General features: G+C 58.5%; 17 protein-coding genes. 8 read left to right on the top strand and 9 right to left on the bottom strand.

Annotated features, from left to right (window positions below; genetic code table 11):
* Positions 1 to 38 precede the first annotated feature (38 nt).
* The 4 genes from ACFSCT_RS19010 to ACFSCT_RS19025 form a co-directional block, all read right to left on the bottom strand.
* A complete protein-coding gene (locus ACFSCT_RS19010) occupies positions 39 to 782 on the bottom strand; it encodes an ATP-binding protein (protein ID WP_379145430.1) in 744 nt (247 codons plus the stop codon).
* Positions 772 to 2,337, bottom strand: coding sequence for a Mu transposase domain-containing protein (locus ACFSCT_RS19015; RefSeq protein ID WP_379145432.1), 1,566 nt, complete (start codon positions 2,335 to 2,337; stop codon positions 772 to 774). The genes ACFSCT_RS19010 and ACFSCT_RS19015 overlap by 11 nt, the downstream gene beginning before the upstream one ends.
* Positions 2,338 to 2,504: 167 nt before the next feature.
* Positions 2,505 to 2,759: a helix-turn-helix domain-containing protein gene (locus ACFSCT_RS19020; RefSeq protein WP_379145435.1), complete on the bottom strand. Its 255-nt coding sequence runs from the start codon at positions 2,757 to 2,759 to the stop codon at positions 2,505 to 2,507.
* A 113-nt stretch (positions 2,760 to 2,872) separates the two neighbouring features.
* Positions 2,873 to 3,130 carry a helix-turn-helix domain-containing protein gene (locus ACFSCT_RS19025; RefSeq protein WP_379145437.1) on the bottom strand — a complete coding sequence of 86 codons (258 nt, stop codon included), beginning with the start codon at positions 3,128 to 3,130 and terminating at the stop codon, positions 2,873 to 2,875.
* 224 nt (positions 3,131 to 3,354) lie between these two features.
* Between ACFSCT_RS19025 and ACFSCT_RS19030 the strand changes: the two genes are divergently transcribed.
* Complete coding sequence (locus tag ACFSCT_RS19030) at positions 3,355 to 3,591, top strand: hypothetical protein (protein ID WP_379145440.1); 237 nt, start codon at positions 3,355 to 3,357, stop codon at positions 3,589 to 3,591.
* 634 nt (positions 3,592 to 4,225) lie between these two features.
* On the opposite strand, the gene ACFSCT_RS19035 is transcribed toward ACFSCT_RS19030, so the two are convergent.
* Positions 4,226 to 4,513, bottom strand: a complete 288-nt coding sequence (locus ACFSCT_RS19035) for a hypothetical protein (protein WP_379145443.1) — start codon at positions 4,511 to 4,513, stop codon at positions 4,226 to 4,228.
* A gap of 264 nt (positions 4,514 to 4,777) precedes the next feature.
* Between ACFSCT_RS19035 and ACFSCT_RS19040 the strand changes: the two genes are divergently transcribed.
* From ACFSCT_RS19040 to ACFSCT_RS19050, 3 genes are read left to right on the top strand one after another with little or no spacing between them, the layout of a single operon-like run.
* The gene (locus ACFSCT_RS19040) at positions 4,778 to 6,613 is read left to right on the top strand and encodes a type I restriction-modification system subunit M (protein ID WP_379145444.1); all 1,836 of its coding nucleotides are present in this window, start codon (positions 4,778 to 4,780) and stop codon (positions 6,611 to 6,613) included.
* The gene (locus ACFSCT_RS19045) at positions 6,610 to 8,550 is read left to right on the top strand and encodes a restriction endonuclease subunit S (protein ID WP_379145447.1); all 1,941 of its coding nucleotides are present in this window, start codon (positions 6,610 to 6,612) and stop codon (positions 8,548 to 8,550) included. The genes ACFSCT_RS19040 and ACFSCT_RS19045 overlap by 4 nt, the downstream gene beginning before the upstream one ends.
* Entirely contained in the window at positions 8,550 to 11,630 is a 3,081-nt protein-coding gene (locus ACFSCT_RS19050; protein WP_379145450.1) for a type I restriction endonuclease subunit R, read from the top strand. Before ACFSCT_RS19045 ends, ACFSCT_RS19050 begins: the two co-directional genes overlap by 1 nt.
* A 114-nt stretch (positions 11,631 to 11,744) precedes the next feature.
* Here the strand turns inward: ACFSCT_RS19050 and ACFSCT_RS19055 are convergent, their stop codons facing one another.
* Positions 11,745 to 12,593, bottom strand: a complete 849-nt coding sequence (locus ACFSCT_RS19055; RefSeq protein ID WP_379145451.1) for an ImmA/IrrE family metallo-endopeptidase — start codon at positions 12,591 to 12,593, stop codon at positions 11,745 to 11,747.
* A 40-nt stretch (positions 12,594 to 12,633) separates the two neighbouring features.
* Positions 12,634 to 12,954, bottom strand: a complete 321-nt coding sequence (locus tag ACFSCT_RS19060; RefSeq protein ID WP_379145453.1) for a helix-turn-helix domain-containing protein — start codon at positions 12,952 to 12,954, stop codon at positions 12,634 to 12,636.
* 191 nt (positions 12,955 to 13,145) lie between these two features.
* On the opposite strand from ACFSCT_RS19060, the gene ACFSCT_RS19065 reads away from it, so the two are divergent.
* From ACFSCT_RS19065 to ACFSCT_RS19075, 3 genes are read left to right on the top strand one after another with little or no spacing between them, the layout of a single operon-like run.
* A complete protein-coding gene (locus ACFSCT_RS19065) occupies positions 13,146 to 14,399 on the top strand; it encodes a nucleotidyltransferase domain-containing protein (protein ID WP_379145455.1) in 1,254 nt (417 codons plus the stop codon).
* The gene (locus ACFSCT_RS19070) at positions 14,384 to 14,863 is read left to right on the top strand and encodes a type II CBASS E2 protein (RefSeq protein WP_379145457.1); all 480 of its coding nucleotides are present in this window, start codon (positions 14,384 to 14,386) and stop codon (positions 14,861 to 14,863) included. The genes ACFSCT_RS19065 and ACFSCT_RS19070 overlap by 16 nt, the downstream gene beginning before the upstream one ends.
* Positions 14,853 to 15,896 carry a CBASS cGAMP-activated phospholipase gene (locus ACFSCT_RS19075; protein WP_379145460.1) on the top strand — a complete coding sequence of 348 codons (1,044 nt, stop codon included), beginning with the start codon at positions 14,853 to 14,855 and terminating at the stop codon, positions 15,894 to 15,896. The genes ACFSCT_RS19070 and ACFSCT_RS19075 overlap by 11 nt, the downstream gene beginning before the upstream one ends.
* 365 nt (positions 15,897 to 16,261) lie before the next feature.
* On the opposite strand, the gene ACFSCT_RS19080 is transcribed toward ACFSCT_RS19075, so the two are convergent.
* Entirely contained in the window at positions 16,262 to 16,741 is a 480-nt protein-coding gene (locus ACFSCT_RS19080; RefSeq protein ID WP_379145462.1) for a Cap15 family cyclic dinucleotide receptor domain-containing protein, read from the bottom strand.
* Entirely contained in the window at positions 16,704 to 17,078 is a 375-nt protein-coding gene (locus tag ACFSCT_RS19085; protein ID WP_379145463.1) for a mCpol domain-containing protein, read from the bottom strand. Before ACFSCT_RS19085 ends, ACFSCT_RS19080 begins: the two co-directional genes overlap by 38 nt.
* Positions 17,079 to 17,558: 480 nt before the next feature.
* Here ACFSCT_RS19085 and ACFSCT_RS19090 point away from each other — a divergent pair, with 480 nt between their 5' ends.
* Positions 17,559 to 17,729 (top strand): hypothetical protein, encoded by a 171-nt coding sequence (locus ACFSCT_RS19090; protein WP_379145465.1) that lies wholly within the window; start codon positions 17,559 to 17,561, stop codon positions 17,727 to 17,729.
* The last annotated feature ends 71 nt before the right edge of the window (positions 17,730 to 17,800 follow it).

Raw genomic sequence — 17,800 nt, forward strand, 5'->3', positions numbered from 1 at the left:
CGCGCGAGGATTCGGCACCGAAGGATCGCGTGCTGCGGTCAGAGATCGTCGAAGCTGGCCTCGCGACGGCGGAGGGACTCGCCGCGCAGCTTGATGTGGTGCCGATCTCGCGACAGGCGGTCGAGCACGGCATCGGCAATGACAGGATTGTCGATGAACGAATGCCAGTCGTTATAGGGGCGCTGCCCGACGATGATGGTGGACAGCGTTCCGGCGCGGTCTTCGATGATGTCGAACAGGATCGATTTCTCGCCTTCGCTCATCGCGACCTTACCAAAGTCGTCGAGGATCAACAGCTTGAACTTCGCCAGTTTTTCGCGCTCGCGCAGATATACCCCGTCCTCCAGCGTCATCGACAGGCTGTAGAGCAGGTCCGACACCTTGAAGTATCGGGCCTTATGACCTGCGCGAATGGCCGCCGTGGCGATACAGCAAGCCACCCAGCTTTTGCCGGTGCCGGTCTCGCCGCTGATCAGGATGTTCCAGGCATGCGGAATCCAGGCGCATTGCAGCAGCTCACGCATGATTACCGGCTTGAGGCCGCGGGCTTCGGTGTTGATCAACTCCTCGGGCACCGCCTTCATCGGCAATTTGGCCTCGCTCAGCATCCGTGTCAGCCTGCTGGACGCGCGCCGCTCCTTCTCGGCAATCAACAGCGAGGCGATCCTTTCGATGAAGACCATCTCGGCATAAAGCGGATTACTCGCCTGACGGTCCAGCGTATCCGCAAAACCTGCCAACGAAAGCTCGCGCGCCAGCGCAACGACATGTTCATGCTGCATCGTCATCGTCCTCCGCATAATAGCCCGGGCCACGGATGTTGTCAGTGGGCGGTTGTGACGGCCCCGGCTCGCGTCGGGGTGGCTTGCGCGGTCCCCGGTCGAGGATCTGGCGCAGGGTGTCGGCATTGACCCGATTGCGCCGGATGGCTTCGACGCAGGCGGCATCGATGGCTGCCTTTCCATGGACCGACCCGACCTCAAGAAGCCGACCCAGCATGTTATGGGTTGCGCGCGGATTGCCATTGACCTCCAGGTGCAGCGACACGAAACGGCCCAGGGTCGGGCTATAGCTGGTCGCCCGCTCGATCAGGGCGTCCGGGTTCTGGCGCCACATCGCGCGATGGTTTTCAGGCATATGCGCAGGATCGATGACGGGGGCGTCATCTTGTGCTGTCACGATCCGGCGGGCGTGAACGGCGACGAGCGATGAATCGTGATAGATTTCGACAGTCGCGGCGGTCGTCTTGATGCTAACGTCCTCACCGATGAGGCGGTAGGGTACGCTGTAGTCACGGCCATCGACATTCACATGGTAATGGCGCTGGACCTTGATGCTGGCTTTCCAGGTGCCGTAATCATAGGGTGTTTCCGGCAGCGGTCGGAGTTCGGCGGCTTCACGGGCCTCGAACCGTTCGGTTCGCGACATCTTCCATCGCCGCATGACCTTCCGGTTCAGACGGTCCAGCGCCAATTGTAGCAGGTTATTCAATTCGGCTATAGAACGTGGCTGCCTGTCTTGCAGAACTCTTTGGTAGTATCGTTGGCCCAGCTTGACGATGCCTTCGACCGAACCCTTGTCCGGTGGTTCACCGGCGCGTGCCGGGTCCGGGGAGATACCGTAGTGGTCGAGAAATGCCTGAAACTCCGGGTTTATCCTGGCCTCTCTCCGCCTGGTTCGTGCAACGTCTATCGCAGCCTTGAAATTGTCGAGGGTGATCCGCTTGGCGGTACCGTTCAGGGCCTCGAAAATGCGAATGAGGCCATGGATCGTATCCGCGCGGTTTTGGCTGGGGATGATCCAGCCCAGACAGTACTGAGAAAACGGGAAAATGACGAGAAGAAGGGTGCACTTGATCCGTTCGTGCCGAGCGTTGGTGTAGACCGGCTGGAACCCGGCAAAATCGATCTGCATCACCTCGCCGGGGCGATAGTGATGCCGGTATTCCGGCGCACGTTGTTTCAGCATCGCAGACAATAGCCGAACGAAGCGCGAATAACTCATATACCGCTGATGCGCATTCACGAGCGGTTGCCTGAGATAATGATCCTCGTAATAGTCCAGCATGCTGTCGCCGGTTCTCATGATGTGCCGAGCTGCGGCATCCAGATCCGGCGGCAGGCACCCGCTCTTGCGAGTGCGTGACGGCATCAGGATTTTGCGCAACTCCGAGTCGGTCAGGTCAGCCAGCTTTTCGACCGTCAGTGCAGCATCCCGTGCACGAAGCCGCATGCGCCGTACCGTGTCCCGGTTCCTGCCGATGATCCGACCGGTCTGAGATTGGTTGAGGGAAATGTCCAACAGCCTCTCAGCCATCCTGCGGATGTCAGATTTCATGTTGTCCTCGATGATGTTACGCTGCGCTCAAGGCGCAGAAATTTGCCCGACCAAGAGGCCGGATCTTGACATGGCGACGCCTATCGAGGAAGATTTCGGAAAGGGTACCAACCTTACGAGAGCTTCTCGGGAGAGCCGTCGATTTTTCGGCGGTTTTCTTCGTTTATTCAGTCATCCTTACCTCCATAAAGCTCTGGCCACAGGGCGGAGGGGGTGCTGTCCAAGGCATCCGCAATGATCTTTGCCGCGGTGTGAGACCGCCTTCGTCCCGATGACACCGCCGAAAACACCGATGGATGGATGGTGTGAAGCCGCGCCAGTTCTGCAAATGAGGTGCCCCTCATCCGCAAGCTGTACTTGATCGTCTCGCTACGGCTGCGGTTTACGTTCATCGCCGACCTCCGTCCACAATCGTGGCACATGAGGCGCTGTCTTTCAAGTAGTTGAAAAAATTAGATATTTTCTATCTAAATACAGATTGTAGTTTTTTGAACGCTCTGGCAGACCACCAGAAAACACACTCCGAAGCAAAGACTTATAGTCGGCGCTCCGATGATGCTTCCTCGGCCATCACCTCGGTAAGAAGATCCGGGAGACCAAGGCCAAGGCAATTGGCCAACTCTGCCAAGACGGTAAGCGTGGGCTGCCGATTCGATGTTTCCAGAAGGGAAATGTAACTCGGGGACAGTTCGGTGCGGAAAGCCAGCTCTTCCTGCGACAGACCGGCCTCACGCCGCTTGCGCTTCAGCACCTTCCCAAAGGCTCTGATCAGTCTGGCATTTGTCCGCTCCATCCCCAAGCTAATGGAGAAGGCGTGCGGATGTATCTATTGACTATAGTCATAGTTTTGCGGTTTCGTAGGATTGCGCGCTAATGCGGTTGCCCGAAGGGGAATCACGATGGTTACGACAGGTACGGACAAGCGGCTCCCCTCGACGGGGGCGCCGGCATCGATGATGATCATGCACTGTCCAAGGCTCGCAACACGGTGAAACCAGCCCACAGAAGGGAACGAGCATGACCACCGGACAGCAAACCGACCCGAGCATGGATGCCGCTATTGACCAATTACGGATTGAGAATCTGCAGAACATGCTGGCTCATCTGAACTGCTATCCGGCAGACGACGCGGAATGCGTTTTTGAGTTGAAGCTTCCACTGTCGATGCTGACGGCGATCATGTTGCGCAGTGCCGAAGCCCGGACAACGCCACAATCACTTGTTCTGGACCTATTGTCCGAAGCTGGATACTGACGTTGCAAGCGGAGCCTGTTCAGCCACATCCTGACGCTGGGTCCATCCGGGACTGGGCACTGTACGGACCGCGCGACCCGGCCATCGCACAGCTCGTCGAGCAGTTGGCCAACGAGCGGCACTGGCGGCTGGCCGAAATAGAAGCCCTGATCCGAGATGCTTTGATCGCCGCGCTCGAAAGTGCTGCGAAGTATGGCCCGGATACGGAATATTGACTGAGAGACATGCTTACCCGGCTCGGTGCCGAATTGCCCTTGGCGCATGACAATCCATCGGAATTGGACAATCCTCCTGCGCATGAGAGTCCGGGCAGGACGTCCGACCGGGGGCCTTCACGGCATCGCTGACAATCCATCGTCAACCCGAGATGAATGAACAGCCAGAGAAGCTGGCGCAACAACACTGCCGCCCTGTCGCGCATCCGGGCGAGATTCTCTTTAAGGATGTGTGCCGTGGCAGAGCCCGAGACGAAGGGTTTTCGGCTCAGATCGTCAAGCCGGTTCTCTGGCGCGTTCGCGAAGAATACCTTGGTGGCGTGGGTTTCATCAAACATCGGTCGCGGCGGGATGCGCGGGCAGACGCAATATGCTACGATCTCCACCGAGAAACCATAACGGAGTAGCCTGCTTTCCCCTCAGATACCGTTGCCTATCGTCGCCTCGCGCTGATGAACCTCGAAATACACGGATGCGTGGGTATCGCCGCTGCCAATCTGCTTTGCGACACTGGGCTGGTCTCGCCCGTGATCTTCGCCAAGCCTCGTGAAAATACCTTCGAGGCCGTCGAGATCGAGCTCGCAGGCACAATCGAGATCGGCCGCGTCTCGATGGCCGAGGCCGCAAACCATCCCTTCATCACCGAGGCGTTTGCCCGCATGCGCGTGGATCAGTTCGCCGCAGACAGGCATGTCGTATTCGATCATGGCTACCTTTCGCGATGCAGCACGCGGATGCTGGACATCGCATTTGCAAGGTCTGCACGGGGATGGAGAAGACAATCGGCCATAAACAGTCAGGGACAGGTTGAAGATCTAGCCGGCAACAGTGCGGATCATCATCGAGCCGCCAAAGGATCGGGACCGCCCCCTCAGCGCCGCCCGCAGGCGTGACCACCGGGAACAACCATAGATCGTTGCCTTTCCCGCCCCAAGCTGGTCAAAGTAGCGAAAACCTTTGGGAATATCGCCTTGAGCCAGCAAGCCTTGTCCGCCTTTCTCTGGTCAGTCGCCGATCTTTTGCGTGGCGACTACAAGCAGTCGGATTACGGCAAGGTGATCCTACCCTTCACCGTGTTGCGCCGCATCGACTGCGTGCTGGCGCCGACCAAGGAGGCCGTGCTGGCCGAACTCGCCCTGCGCGAATCCCAGAAGATGCCGCCCGGCCCCTTCCTGCGCAAGAAGTCGGGCGCGACCTTCTATAACGCCGACCCGCTCGACCTGAAGAAGCTGATGGGCGATCAGGACAATGTCGCCCGCAACCTGCGCCGCTATATCCAGGGCTTCTCGCCCGAGGTGCGCGACATCTTCGAACATTTCGAATTCGACATCCAGATCGACCGGCTGGCCAAGGCGGGGCTGCTCTATCAGGTCGTCGAGAAATTCGCGGGCATCGACCTGCATCCCGACCGGGTCAGCAATCACCAGATGGGCCTTGTCTTCGAGGAACTGATCCGCCGCTTCTCGGAACTGTCGAACGAGACAGCCGGGGAACATTTCACCCCGCGTGAAGTCATCCGTTTGATGGTCAACCTGATCTTCACCGAAGATGACGACGCCCTGACCAGGCCCGGTATCGTCCGCACGATCTATGACCCGACGGCGGGCACGGGCGGCATGTTGTCGGTGGCCGAGGAATATCTGACCGATCTGAACCCCTCGGCCTCGGTTTCGCTGTTCGGACAGGAACTGAACCCGGAATCCTATGCGATCTGCAAGGCGGACATGCTGATCAAGGGACAGGATGTCGGCAATATCCGCTTCGGCAACACCCTGTCCGATGACGGCCACCCCGACCAGAAATTCGACTACATGTTGTCGAACCCGCCCTTCGGCGTCGAATGGAAGAAGGTCGAAAATACCGTCCGGGCCGAGCATGAGAAATGGGGCCACCACGGCCGTTTCGGCCCCGGCCTGCCGCGCGTCTCGGACGGCTCGCTGCTGTTCCTCATGCACCTGCTGTCCAAGATGCGCCCCGCGCAGCAGGGCGGCGCGCGCTTCGGGATCGTGCTGAACGGCTCGCCCCTCTTCACCGGCAGCGCGGGTTCCGGCGAAAGCGAAATCCGCCGCCACGTTCTGGAATCCGATCTGGTCGAGGCCATCGTCGCGCTACCAACCGAAATGTTCTACAACACCGGCATCGCCACCTATGTCTGGATCCTGTCTAACCGCAAACCGGCGGCGCGCAAGGGCAAGGTGCAACTGATCGACGGATCGGGCTTCTGGCGCAAGATGCGCAAATCCCTCGGCTCCAAGCGCAAGGAACTGGGCGACGAGGATATCGCCACCATCACCCGCCTGTTCGGTGCCTTCGCCGAGGCCGAGATCGCCCGGATCATCGACGCCGATGGCCGTGAGATCGGGCGCGAGGTCGTGCTGGTGGGCGAGGCGCCGCCCGCCGCGCCCGAAGGCGGCAAGGTCAAGCTCGCGCCGCTGTCCCACATTCTGCCGAACGAAAGCTTCGGGTTCCACCAGATCACCGTCGAACGCCCCCTGCGGGATGAGGCGGGGAATATCGTCCTTGGCCAGCGCGGCAAGGCCAAGGGCAAGCTACAGCCCGATAGTAGCCTGCGTGATACCGAGACCGTGCCGCTGTCGCAGGATATCCACGCCTATTTCGCGCGCGAGGTGTTGCCCCATGCGTCTGATGCCTGGATCGACGAGGACAAGACGAAGATCGGTTATGAGATCCCCTTCAACCGGCATTTCTATGTCTTCGAGCCGCCTCGCCCGCTGGCCGAGATCGACGCCGATCTGGCGCAGGTGACGGCGCGGATTCAGGAGATGCTGAAGGGGCTGACGGCATGAAACCCTATCCTGCGTATAAGGGCAGCGGGGTCGAGTGGCTGGGGGAGGTGCCGGAGGGGTGGGAGGTGGTGCCTTCACGACGACTATACCAGCAGGTTAGGGAGGCGGCTCGCACCGGAGACGAACAGCTTTCTGCCACCCAGAAAAGCGGTGTTCTGCCACAACGGCTATTCATGGAGCAGGAAGACCAAAAAGTGGTGTTGGCCCTGTCCGGGCTCGGCAACTTCAAACATGTTGAGGTTGGCGATTTTGTAATCAGCCTGAGGAGCTTTCAGGGGGGCATCGAATTTAGCGCGTATGCAGGATGTGTCAGTCCAGCCTACACAGTTCTGCGTGCTCGCAAGGAGTTTTCGAGCGGATACTTCCGCTACCTCTTGAAATCCACCGCATATATATCTGTTCTGCAATCGGTAACCTCCGGGATCAGGGACGGACGGAATGTTAGCTATGAACAGTTCGGACTTGTGGCTCTCCCTCTCCCCCCACTCCCCGAACAACAGGCCATCGCCGCTTTTCTCGACCGGGAGACGGCGAAGATCGACGGGTTGATCGAGGAGCAGCGCCGCCTGATCGCGCTTCTGGCAGAGAAGCGTCAGGCCACCATCAGCCACGCCGTCACCCGCGGCCTGAACCCCTCCGCCCGCCTCAAACCCTCGGGCGTGGGCTGGCTCGGGGATATTCCCGAGGGGTGGGATATAGTGCGCGCAAGCCGCGTCCTTCGCGTTCAATCTGGTTTCGCTTTTCCGTCTGAGGGGTTTTCAGATAATCCGGCAGACACGCGGCTTTTACGTGGTGTCAACATTTCTCCCGAAGGCTTGCGGTGGGATGACACTGTATTCTGGAAACGCGCTGATAACGACAGACTTGAACCCTTTGAACTGAAACTTGGTGATATTGTCATCGGTATGGACCGCCCATGGATCGCCTCTGGTCTGCGAGTTGCTCACGTACGTGAGGATGATCTCCCAAGCCTTCTGCTGCAACGTGTAGGAAGAATGCAGATGGTTTCAGAGGTGAATCAGAAGTTCGTTATGCATCAATATACCGATGATCGGTTCATGCACTTTCTGGCGCCCGATTTGACCGGCGTAAGCGTGCCTCATATCAGCCCGTCGCAAATTGAATCGTTTTATATTGTTCTTCCCAAGAACCATGAGCAAAATGAGATTGTCGAGTATCTGGATTATATATTTCCGCAACTCGACACCCTCACCGAAACCGCCACCTCTGCCATCACCCTTTTGCAAGAACGCCGTGCGGCTCTCATCTCCGCAGCGGTAACGGGCAAGGTCGATGTTCGTAAAATTGCCAAGGTTCCAGCCCAAGCTTCGCAATCCGTGCACGTCAGCGCAATGGTCGCGGGCGTGATAATCGCGCGCCATGGTCAACATCCCGGCTTTGGCCGGATGATGGTTCAGAAATTTCTCTTCATGACGCAAGCTGGCGCCAACGCCCCTGAAATTGGCGGCGACTATGAACGGCAGGCCGCTGGCCCCCTTGATCGCGATTTGCAGAGCCGGGTTGAAGCAGCTCTCGAGGCTGCCGGGTTGGTTCGGGTTCAGCAAGAAGGCGGTCGGCGTTCCCGTGTTGAATATGAGTTTCTGGGGGACGCGGCCGCCTTACGTGCGGAGCTTGCGTCAGCACTCGGGGATCGGATGGAACGTTTCGACTATCTGAGCAACCAGCTTGGCAGCCTCACCAAGAACGGGATCGAGGCCGTTGCTACGCTATATGCTGCCTGGAACGATTTCCTGATCGACCGTCGAACCCCTGATCGCGCCGACATCATTCGCGAAGTGCTGGAAAACTGGCATCCAGAGAAGTCCAGGAAATTCACGGCGGACGAACTCGGCACTTGGCTCGACTGGATGGAGCGGCAGAATATCGTTCCGGATGGCACCGGACCCCGAACGCAGACTGGGAGGCTGTTCCCCTGATGGCCACGCATAAGGAAATCGGCTTCGAGGATGTGATCTGCGGCCATCTGGCGGCACATGGCTGGCTTCACGCCCCCGGCGACGCAGCGGGTTATGACCGCGCCCGCGCGCTGTTTCCCGCCGATCTGGTCGCGTGGTTTCAGGAAACCCAGCCCAAAGCTTGGGCCGAGGCAAAGGTCAAGCATGGCGAACCCGCGATCTTTGACCGGCTGCGCAAGCAGTTGAACGAACGCGGCACGCTGGACGTGCTGCGCCGAGGAATCGAGGTGGTGGGGCTGCGCGCGCCGCTGGCGCTGACCCAGTTCCGCCCCGCCATGAGGATGAACCCCGACATCATCGCGCGCTATCAGGCCAACCGCCTTCGGGTCATCCGCCAGTTGCGCTATTCCGAGGCGAACGGGAACTGCCTCGATCTGGTGCTGCTCCTGAACGGCATTCCGGTCGCCACGGCAGAGCTGAAGACCGATTTCACCCAAAGCGTGCAGGATGCCGTCGATCAATACCGCTTCGACCGTCGGCCACAGGAAAGGGGCCAAAAGCCCGAGCCGCTGCTGTCCTTCCCCGGCGGCGCGCTGGTGCATTTCGCGGTCTCGGATCGCGAGGTGATGATGACCACGCGGCTCGACGGGCCGGACACGCGCTTCCTGCCATTCAACAGGGGCGATCACGGCGCGGCGGGTAATCCAGTCAACCCAAACGGCCATCGCACCGCCTATCTGTGGGAAGAAATCTGGGCGCGCGAAAGCTGGCTTGAGATTCTCGGCCGCTACATGGTCGGGATGCGGGACGCGAAGAAGCGGCTGACCGGCATGATCTTCCCGCGCTTCCACCAGCTCGACGCCACCCGCCGCTTGCGCGCGGCGGTGCTGGACGAGGGGCCGGGCGGCAAATACCTGATCCAGCATTCGGCGGGCTCGGGCAAGACCAACTCGATCGCCTGGACGGCGCATCTACTGGCCGACCTGCATGATGCGCGGGACGAGAAGGTCTTTTCCTCGGTCGTCGTGGTCTCGGATCGCAACGTGATCGACACGCAGTTGCAGGAGGCGATCTTTGCCTTTGAACGCACCACCGGCGTGGTGGCGACGATCACCAACGAGGCCGGGGCCAAGAGCGGCCAGCTTGCCGAGGCGCTGGCGGGCGGCAAGAAGATCGTCGTCTGCACGATCCAGACCTTTCCCTTTGCGCTGAAGGCGGTGCAGGAGCTGGCGGCGACCAGCGGCAAGCGGTTCGCGGTCATCGCCGATGAGGCCCATTCCAGCCAGACCGGCGAGGCGGCCTCGAAGCTGAAACAGGTGCTGTCGGCCGAGGAACTGGCCGAATTGCATGACGGTGGCGAGTTCAGCGCCGAGGACGTGCTGGCCGCGAATATGGCGGCGAAGGCCGGGGCCTCGGGGATCAGCTTCATCGCCTTCACCGCCACGCCCAAGGCCAAGACGCTGGAACTGTTCGGTCGCCGCCCCGACCCCGGCAGCCTGCCCGCGCCCTTCCACGTCTATTCGATGCGGCAGGCCATCGAGGAGGGCTTCATCCTCGACGTGCTGAAGAATTACACCCCCTATGCGCTGGCCTTCCGACTGGCGAATGGCGGCGAGGAAATGGACGACCGCGAGGTCGAGCGCAGCGCGGCGCAGAAGGCGCTGATGCAATGGGTGAAGCTGCACCCGTGGAATATCGCGCAGAAGGTTGCCATCGTGGTCGAGCATTACCGCGCGGTGGTGATGCCGCTCTTGGACGGGCAGGCCAAGGCGATGGTGGTGGTCGAAAGCCGCAAGGAGGCGGTGCGCTGGCACATCGCCATGCAGAAATACATCGCGGAAAAGGGCTATGGGCTGGGGACGCTGGTCGCGTTCTCGGGCGAGGTGGACGACCCCGACAGCGGCCCCGATCCCTTTACCGAGACCTCGAAGGCCCTGAACCCCGGCCTGCGCGGCGACATTCGCGAGACATTCAAGGGGCCGGAGTTCCACGTGTTGATCGTGGCGAACAAGTTCCAGACCGGCTTCGACCAGCCGCTGCTCTGCGGCATGTATGTTGACCGGCGGCTGGCCGGCATCCAGGCGGTGCAGACGCTGTCGCGGCTGAACCGGGCGTATTGCGCGGGCGGAATCACCAAGGACACCACCTATATCCTGGACTTCGCCAACAGCGCCGAGGACATCCTGACCGGCTTCCGCACCTATTACGAGACGGCGGAACTGGAGGCGGTGACCGACCCGGACCAGGTGCTGGACCTGCGGGCGAAGCTGGATGCGCTTGGCTATTACGACGATTTCGAGGTGGATCGCGTGGTTCGGGCCGAGCTTGACCCGAGGGCCAGCCACGCCAGCCTGTCCGCCGCCATAGAGCCGGTGGCCGACCGCCTGCTGAAATCCTTCCGCGCCGCGAAGGAGGCCGGGATCGCCGCCCGTGCCGCCCGCGACGACCGGGCAGCGTTGGTTGCCAAACAGACGCAGGACGCGCTGACCCTGTTCAAGGCCAATATGGGGGCCTTCCTGCGGCTCTACAGCTTTCTGTCGCAGATCTTTGACCATGGCTCGACCGCCATCGAGGCGCGCAGCATCTTCTACCGCCGCCTGATCCCACTGCTGGATTTCGGCCGCGAGCGCGAGGGCGTGGACCTGAGCAAGGTGGAGTTGACGCATCACAAGCTGACGGCGAAGGACGGGACGAACCTGACCCTGGGCAGCGCGGCCGAGAAGCTGAAGCCGATGACCGAGACGGGTTCGGGCGAGGTGCAGGACAAGGAGAAGGCCCTGCTGTCCGAGATCCTCGCCAGGATGAACGATCTGTTCACCGGGGTGACGGACAACGACCTGTTATCTTATGCGATGGCGGTGAAGGGCAAGCTGATGGAGAACGAAACCCTCACCCAGCAGGCCGGCAGCAACCAGAAGGAACAGTTCGACAACTCGCCGGTGCTGAAGGCGGCAATCATGGATGCCGTCATCGGCGCCCTGGACGCCCATTCCGCAATGAGCCGCCAGGCGCTGGAATCGCAGGCGATCCGGGACGGGTTGAAGGCCGCGCTGATGGGACCGGGGCGGCTGTATGAAGCCCTGCGTGAGCGGGCCGCGTGAGGTGGCTGAAGGGAAGGTCGGCCCATAACGGCCGGTCGGTCCCGGCCGATGCTGCGTGCCCGCATTCCCGGGAGCCGCTATTCCACAAGTGTCGCAGCGCGACCAAGCGAAGGCTCACCTCTGGTTGGGTTTCATGAAATGATCAAAAGCGTCTTCCACCGGTTCTTCGTCAATCTCTGCAACAGGAGAAGCATTTTGGAGCAGAAGTAGCGACATGCCCAATTCGTATTGATCGATCACGAGCGGATATTCGAGCACTTCCTCATTCAACCAAATACCAGGACGATGTCTGACCGGATCATCGATGTCCGCATAGTTCGGATTACATCGGATCGGTGATGCAGGGGGAACTGCCTTCGGCGAAAGACCAGCAGTCCTTATGAATGCCCCGGAGCGCAACGCAGGTCTGCTTGGTTTCGACCAGAGGACGAAATCATCCTTGGAAACGACCAGCAAGGCTCGTTTTTGTGTATAGCCAAGCCACCGTAGGGTCGCCGCAGTCAGGGAAACACCAAATTGTCGTGCCACTTCATTCAGGTCCGAGAACGTGGCATCCATACTATCAGGAATGGCTCGACGGAAGGCATCAAGCGGCATGAGAAGCGATGCTGCGAAGAGGTTCGCTTCGGCTTCGACTCTGTTGTATTCGCTGTCCCAAATTGCAAGATCTTCTGGAGTACATGAGACGCCATCTGGGTATTTCAGACGATGCACTAGATAGTGGCCAAATTCATGAGCGATGGTGAAGCGAATACGTCCGCGTGACGTTATTCGTGTGGAATATCCGATCCGCCATCCTTCCCCCTGTCCGTTGCCTTTCCGCAAGATTCCGTCAAAGTCGGGGAAGTCCCTTGGCACAATTTTGGTGATGGGGTCATTTGGAAACACGTTGCTTGAGTATTCCACAGCTAAACGTTCCACATCGACAGGAAAACGATCCGGGCCGTGGACAGCGTTCAGCATGAGGGTAATCTTGTTCGCCCATCGCTCCGGGCCCATTTGCTCAATCATCCCAAAGGTCAATCATCTTGCGGATCGTATCCTGCTTTGCAGGATCAAGACCGCTGAACTTTCGAAAGAAAACTTTGTCTTCTGGCTTTAGATCGGCAACGTTGTTGATAGGCGTCCCGATCAGCACATCCACCGTCGTTCCCAGGGCTTCGGCTATCGATGCAAGCTTGTCCGCTGAGGGTCTGGGTGGGTTCTTGTTCTCCAACTCCCAGATGTAGCTCTTGCTGCAGCCTGACTTTTCGGCCAGCTGGTCCAAGGTAAAACCCTTAGCTTTTCTCGCGGCATTGATCCTGCCACCCATCGGTGTGGTCAAGGTACATCCTCCTAGCGCCCCAAGTTCAGACTAGGCGCATTTTTCTTCCTTGACAAGCGCGGCACCGAGTCGCATCTTGTTCGGAGTAGCGATATACTGCGTTCTAACTTCTCGCACTTCGTCCAGATGTTGGCGACCTTAGTGATCGTACCCCACCATGTAGCGTCTGAAACAGCCAGAAGGCGGAGAAGATGAACAAACCAACCTTCGGAAACTTTCGCCCGTTCGCCCTGATTGGTGAGCGCTTGCTCGCATCCACCGCTATCAAGATAGAGCTGCCGCCAAGCCAGCACGCCTTGATGGTGCAACGGAAGGCAGCCATCGAAAAGCATCTAGAACGGGAAGGCAGCCCGCTGAAGGGACTGATCCGCCTGTTCTACCAGCAAGGCTCAGTGGCGATTGGAGCAACGATCCGAGCGAAGTTTCGGCAAGAGGGCTTCGACATCGACATCATCGTCGAGCTGCTTGGAAGGGGCAGTCTGACGCCGGCCCAGGTCCTTGACCTCTTGTATGAAGCCATGCGTGGCGAGCCCGGTTCGCGCTACTATGATTGCACGGAACGGCAGAGCCGGTGCGTCACGGTGTACTACGCCGACGGCATGCATCTTGACCTTTCGCCAGCAGTTTTGCTGGACGAACGGGATCCGCGCCGCAGCTATATCTTTCACTCCAAACTGGAAGAGCCGCGCTGGAAAGATACGACGATCTTGACCAATTGCTTTGGGTTTGTCGCCCATTACAATGAGCGATGCCCCATCGACCAGATGTTTGCTGAGGACTATGGCCGCTTGGTGAGAGATGCTGATTTGCAGCTGCAAGTCATGATGAAGGACGCTGACTCGGTCCCGGTTCCAGTCCATTCGACGACTGTTGGCGGAAAATCTGCCGTAACCGTTGCGTTGCAACTGCTCAAGCGTAACCGCAACATCCGGTGGCTGCCTCGGAATCGTCGGATGCCGGCATCGGTCATGTTCAGTTGCCTGTCACTGGAGGTCGCCGAGGCCGGAAGGACAATTGGGCAAAATCTTAAAGTTATTGCCGAACACATTCTGGACCGTTTGATCCGGGCAAAAAGCGTCGGCGAGTTGCTTCATGTCGAGAACCCCGTATGCCGGGGCGATGTTTTCACGGATCGGTGGCCAGTAGACCACACTGACCAAGACCTCCTGATTGGCGATATGCGCCTGCTTTTGCAACAGCTGGCGGAGCTTTTCGACGATCGTCGGTCTTTCAAAGACCGGGCCAAGACGCTGGAGGACATGTTTGGTGAAACGGTCGCCAGGCGAGTCGTTGATGAATTCGCCGTCGAAATGGGCCAGTCCGTAAGATCGGGCACTCACCTTCTGGGCGCAACTGGAGGAATCCTGGCGGCACCAACCCTCGTCTCCGCCAAACCTGCGGCGCCCCGCAATACCTTCTACGGCACAAAATGGTCAAAAAGCTGAAATCCCTGCTATCCCAGGTGCAGGACATGGCCCATGTCTGGCCGCAGTTTGAGGTGGCACGTGGGCTTGGCCCGAACTCTGTTATCTGGTTCGGGCCGCTCAAGGGGCTCGAGCGAGCTTTCACCCTGTCCATCGAGTATGGTCTGCCCATTCCAGGTCTTGTTCAGCGTCACCGCCTTTTTCCCGTTGTGCGCGTTCTGCGGCCATCTTTGGTCTTGAATTTCAACGCTGGCGACGAGGCACCGCTGCCCCATGTCTACTTCGAGGGACCAGATTACCGCCTTTCCCCGCTTTGTTTGTTCGACCCGATGGCCAACGAGTGGAACCCATCTATGTCTATTGCCAGAACCACCGTCCCGTGGGCCGCAAGATGGCTGGCGTGTTATGAACTCTGGGAGGCCACTGGCCGTTGGCATGGCGGGGGAAGACACATGACTCAAGAGGACCCGAAAGATGCCGCGTGACAACGACTATGATCATACGGTTCCGCGTCGCTCGGACGGAACCAAGCAAACTCAGCGTGTTGCTCAGCCTTGGCCAACAAACAAACCATTCAAAATTCTGTCCATTGACGGCGGCGGCATCCTTGGTCTGCTGCCAACCTTGGTGCTCGCCGAGATTGAGAAAAGGTACCTTGGTGGCGAACCGATAGGTCAACATTTCGACCTTATCGCGGGTACCTCGACCGGCGGTATCATCGCTCTTGGTTTAGGCCAAGGGATGTCCGCACAGGAAATCTCCAAGGTCTACATTGAGCGCGGTGACATGATTTTTCCACAAGGCAATCGTTTGACCAGATGGCTTCGGCGCCTTCGGCAACTGGCTATGTATGGGTACAACAGAACGGCGCTGGAAAATGAACTTCGCCGTATTTTTCAGACCAATTTGCTGGGTTCATCGAAGGTGCCGCTCTGTATCCCCGCTTTTGAAGGCCGCTACGGCGAGCCCTACATTTTCAAGACTCCGCATCATCCGGATTACAAGCGAGACCAGTATGAGAAGTTGGTCGATGTAGGGGTGTCGACTGCCGCTGCGCCGACGTTTTTCTCGGCAATCAAACGCGATGGATATACATTCATCGATGGGGGAGTTTGGGCCAACAACCCCGTCATGGTCGCGCTCGTCGATGCCCTTTCGTGCTTTGACATTGAACGGCGTCAGGTCCGAATCGTGAGTTTAGGCACCGGGCAAACCAGGTTCAGGGCAAGCCGCCGCCTGCAATTTGGTGGCCGTCTGCTCTGGGCCTCTGGGTTCTACGCTGCTGCGATGCGATCCCAGTCACACAACGCTCTGGGCCAGGCATATCTTTTGGTCGGGAAAGATCAGGTCCTTCGCCTGGATGCTCCAGAAACCGCAACTTGGATCGAAATGGACGATGTTCGGCGGGCTATAGATGAGTTGCCCGGCATAGCAAGGTCTTTGGTGGAAAGTGCGGGGCATCATGTAGTGAAGGACTTCCTGGGCGTTGGTTCGGAAATGGAGCGACGGGTTTCCTGATGTTCCGGCTGTCGAGCGTGCGGCTTATGCTGCCGGTGATGGGGTGGACGCGCTGGCGCAGAGGTCGCGCAATGAGTTCTCACATCTCCCAAATGTGCGTGGATATCATGTCCATTGGCGGACGGTCGCGGAAACCAAACCAGAGGTCTTGCGCGGCTCCCTGCCGCGCCGTGGTATCCTAAAACCTGCATGTAATAATACTAATAGTAGGACACTTCCACGTCCGTCTTGGCAGAGGTTTGCCTCAATTTTATTCGACCGCAGGTTTTTCTATCGGTGTAGTAGTAGCCCGACAGTTCCAAATTTTGCGGCGCCTTGAGAGCAGCATTGCGCACATCCAAAATTGTAGATCCCGTATAAGATGGTCAAGTCAGGTTTGAAGGGGTTGAACGATAAGTATAGTAAAGCTTAAATTGCCCCGCTGCGATCACGGGGGTGGTTTCAAGTGTCAAAGATTTTGACGTCGCTGTATGGAGGTCGATTTGTACCTCAATAAGATTTTGCCTAATTACAGCTCTTGCCGGAATTTTCTGCCCCTCTTCAATATCGATCTCTCCTTCCCATGTTCCATTTAAGTCAGGATAAAGGGAGGAATTCAATTTATTAAGCAGCCTCCAAGTTGCTCGCGAGGTTGAATTCGTTGTGATGAAAAGAATAATAATTAGCGCCACCCACGGCGCAACAGAAAAAAGACGCGCAATCGGCAATTCAATCTGCAGTATTTTCTCAGCACCCCAGTAAGCAAGGATACTCAAAGTGGCAGTCGCAATCGCGACGTAGCGGAGTAAATATGTGAAGTTTATGACTCTAAACATCGCCGTCAATAAAGTTGAACTCGCAAACACGAGCCTTTCCCGTGCTTTTTGCGTAAAGAAGTGCTACGTATGATTCGCGCAGAGATTTACCAACTCCGACGGAAAAGGAAATCTCATCGCCGCCGATGATTTCTATTTCCTGATACAATGAGGATGTATCTATTTGGTCCGCCTTCAGGGCGCCGGCCACACCATCTGCAGCACAAAAGAAAACATCATAACCCAAGCTTGAGAGCAAATCCGAAATCTTTCTTGTTTTGAGATCGATCAAGTCTTTGGTGGCCTTGAGGTTATCAACGCGATTGGCAAGGTAGCTGCTTGCAAGCTTTCTGCCGATGTCATTGCCATCAATCGCGACATAAATCATTCAAGAATCCACTCAGTTCGTCGCCCAATTGATCTCTAGCGGTCACCTTACTATAGGCGAACTCGCAGTATGGGTGCTGCTTCACCAATTACATCAATCAGAAACCCGTTGCCAAGCGATTTGGGGGCTGAACAGCGGCGGTCCCGGATGGCAGCTAGTGCAGATTGCCGCAGGCTTAACGACGCAATGACACAGGTCGGCTCTCCCTCGAAAGGGCAGGAGACGGTGACGTCCCAGCGCACCACATCACTGTCCGCTTCTTGGTTGCGCTGCGGCTGCTGTGCCGCACTGTCGTCAGGCGGCTCTCCGCCCTTTCTTCGTCGCAGCTTTCCATAACCGCGAAGGCGAGAACCGCTGCGATAGCTGAGGTCTCCGCGCTTCTCGCCTTCGCTAACGCTGCGAGTGGCGCTCCCGTGGCTCGTGGTGCCGAAGGTCATGCAGCTGGGTGCCGAAGCTTAGTGCGAGCCGGTGCCGATTCGGATGAGAACCAGCACGGATCTGATGCAGCCCCGCGTTTCGCTGGAAGAGATCCCCGATCATCTGCGCCGCGACATCGGCCTTTCGGGTCTCTCGGACATCTATGAGGGGTGCAGCGGCGCCTGCCGGACGCTGAACGATGGCGGGGACGCGCTGCGCCGCCATCTGTGGTGATCCGCACCCGGGCATGAAACAGGCGGCCATCGAGGCCGCCTGCATTTCCGTTTTATCCGTATCCCGCGCGC

It is taken from the genome of Paracoccus pacificus, from assembly GCF_042680785.1.
In the GTDB taxonomy this organism is placed as follows: domain Bacteria; phylum Pseudomonadota; class Alphaproteobacteria; order Rhodobacterales; family Rhodobacteraceae; genus Paracoccus; species Paracoccus pacificus.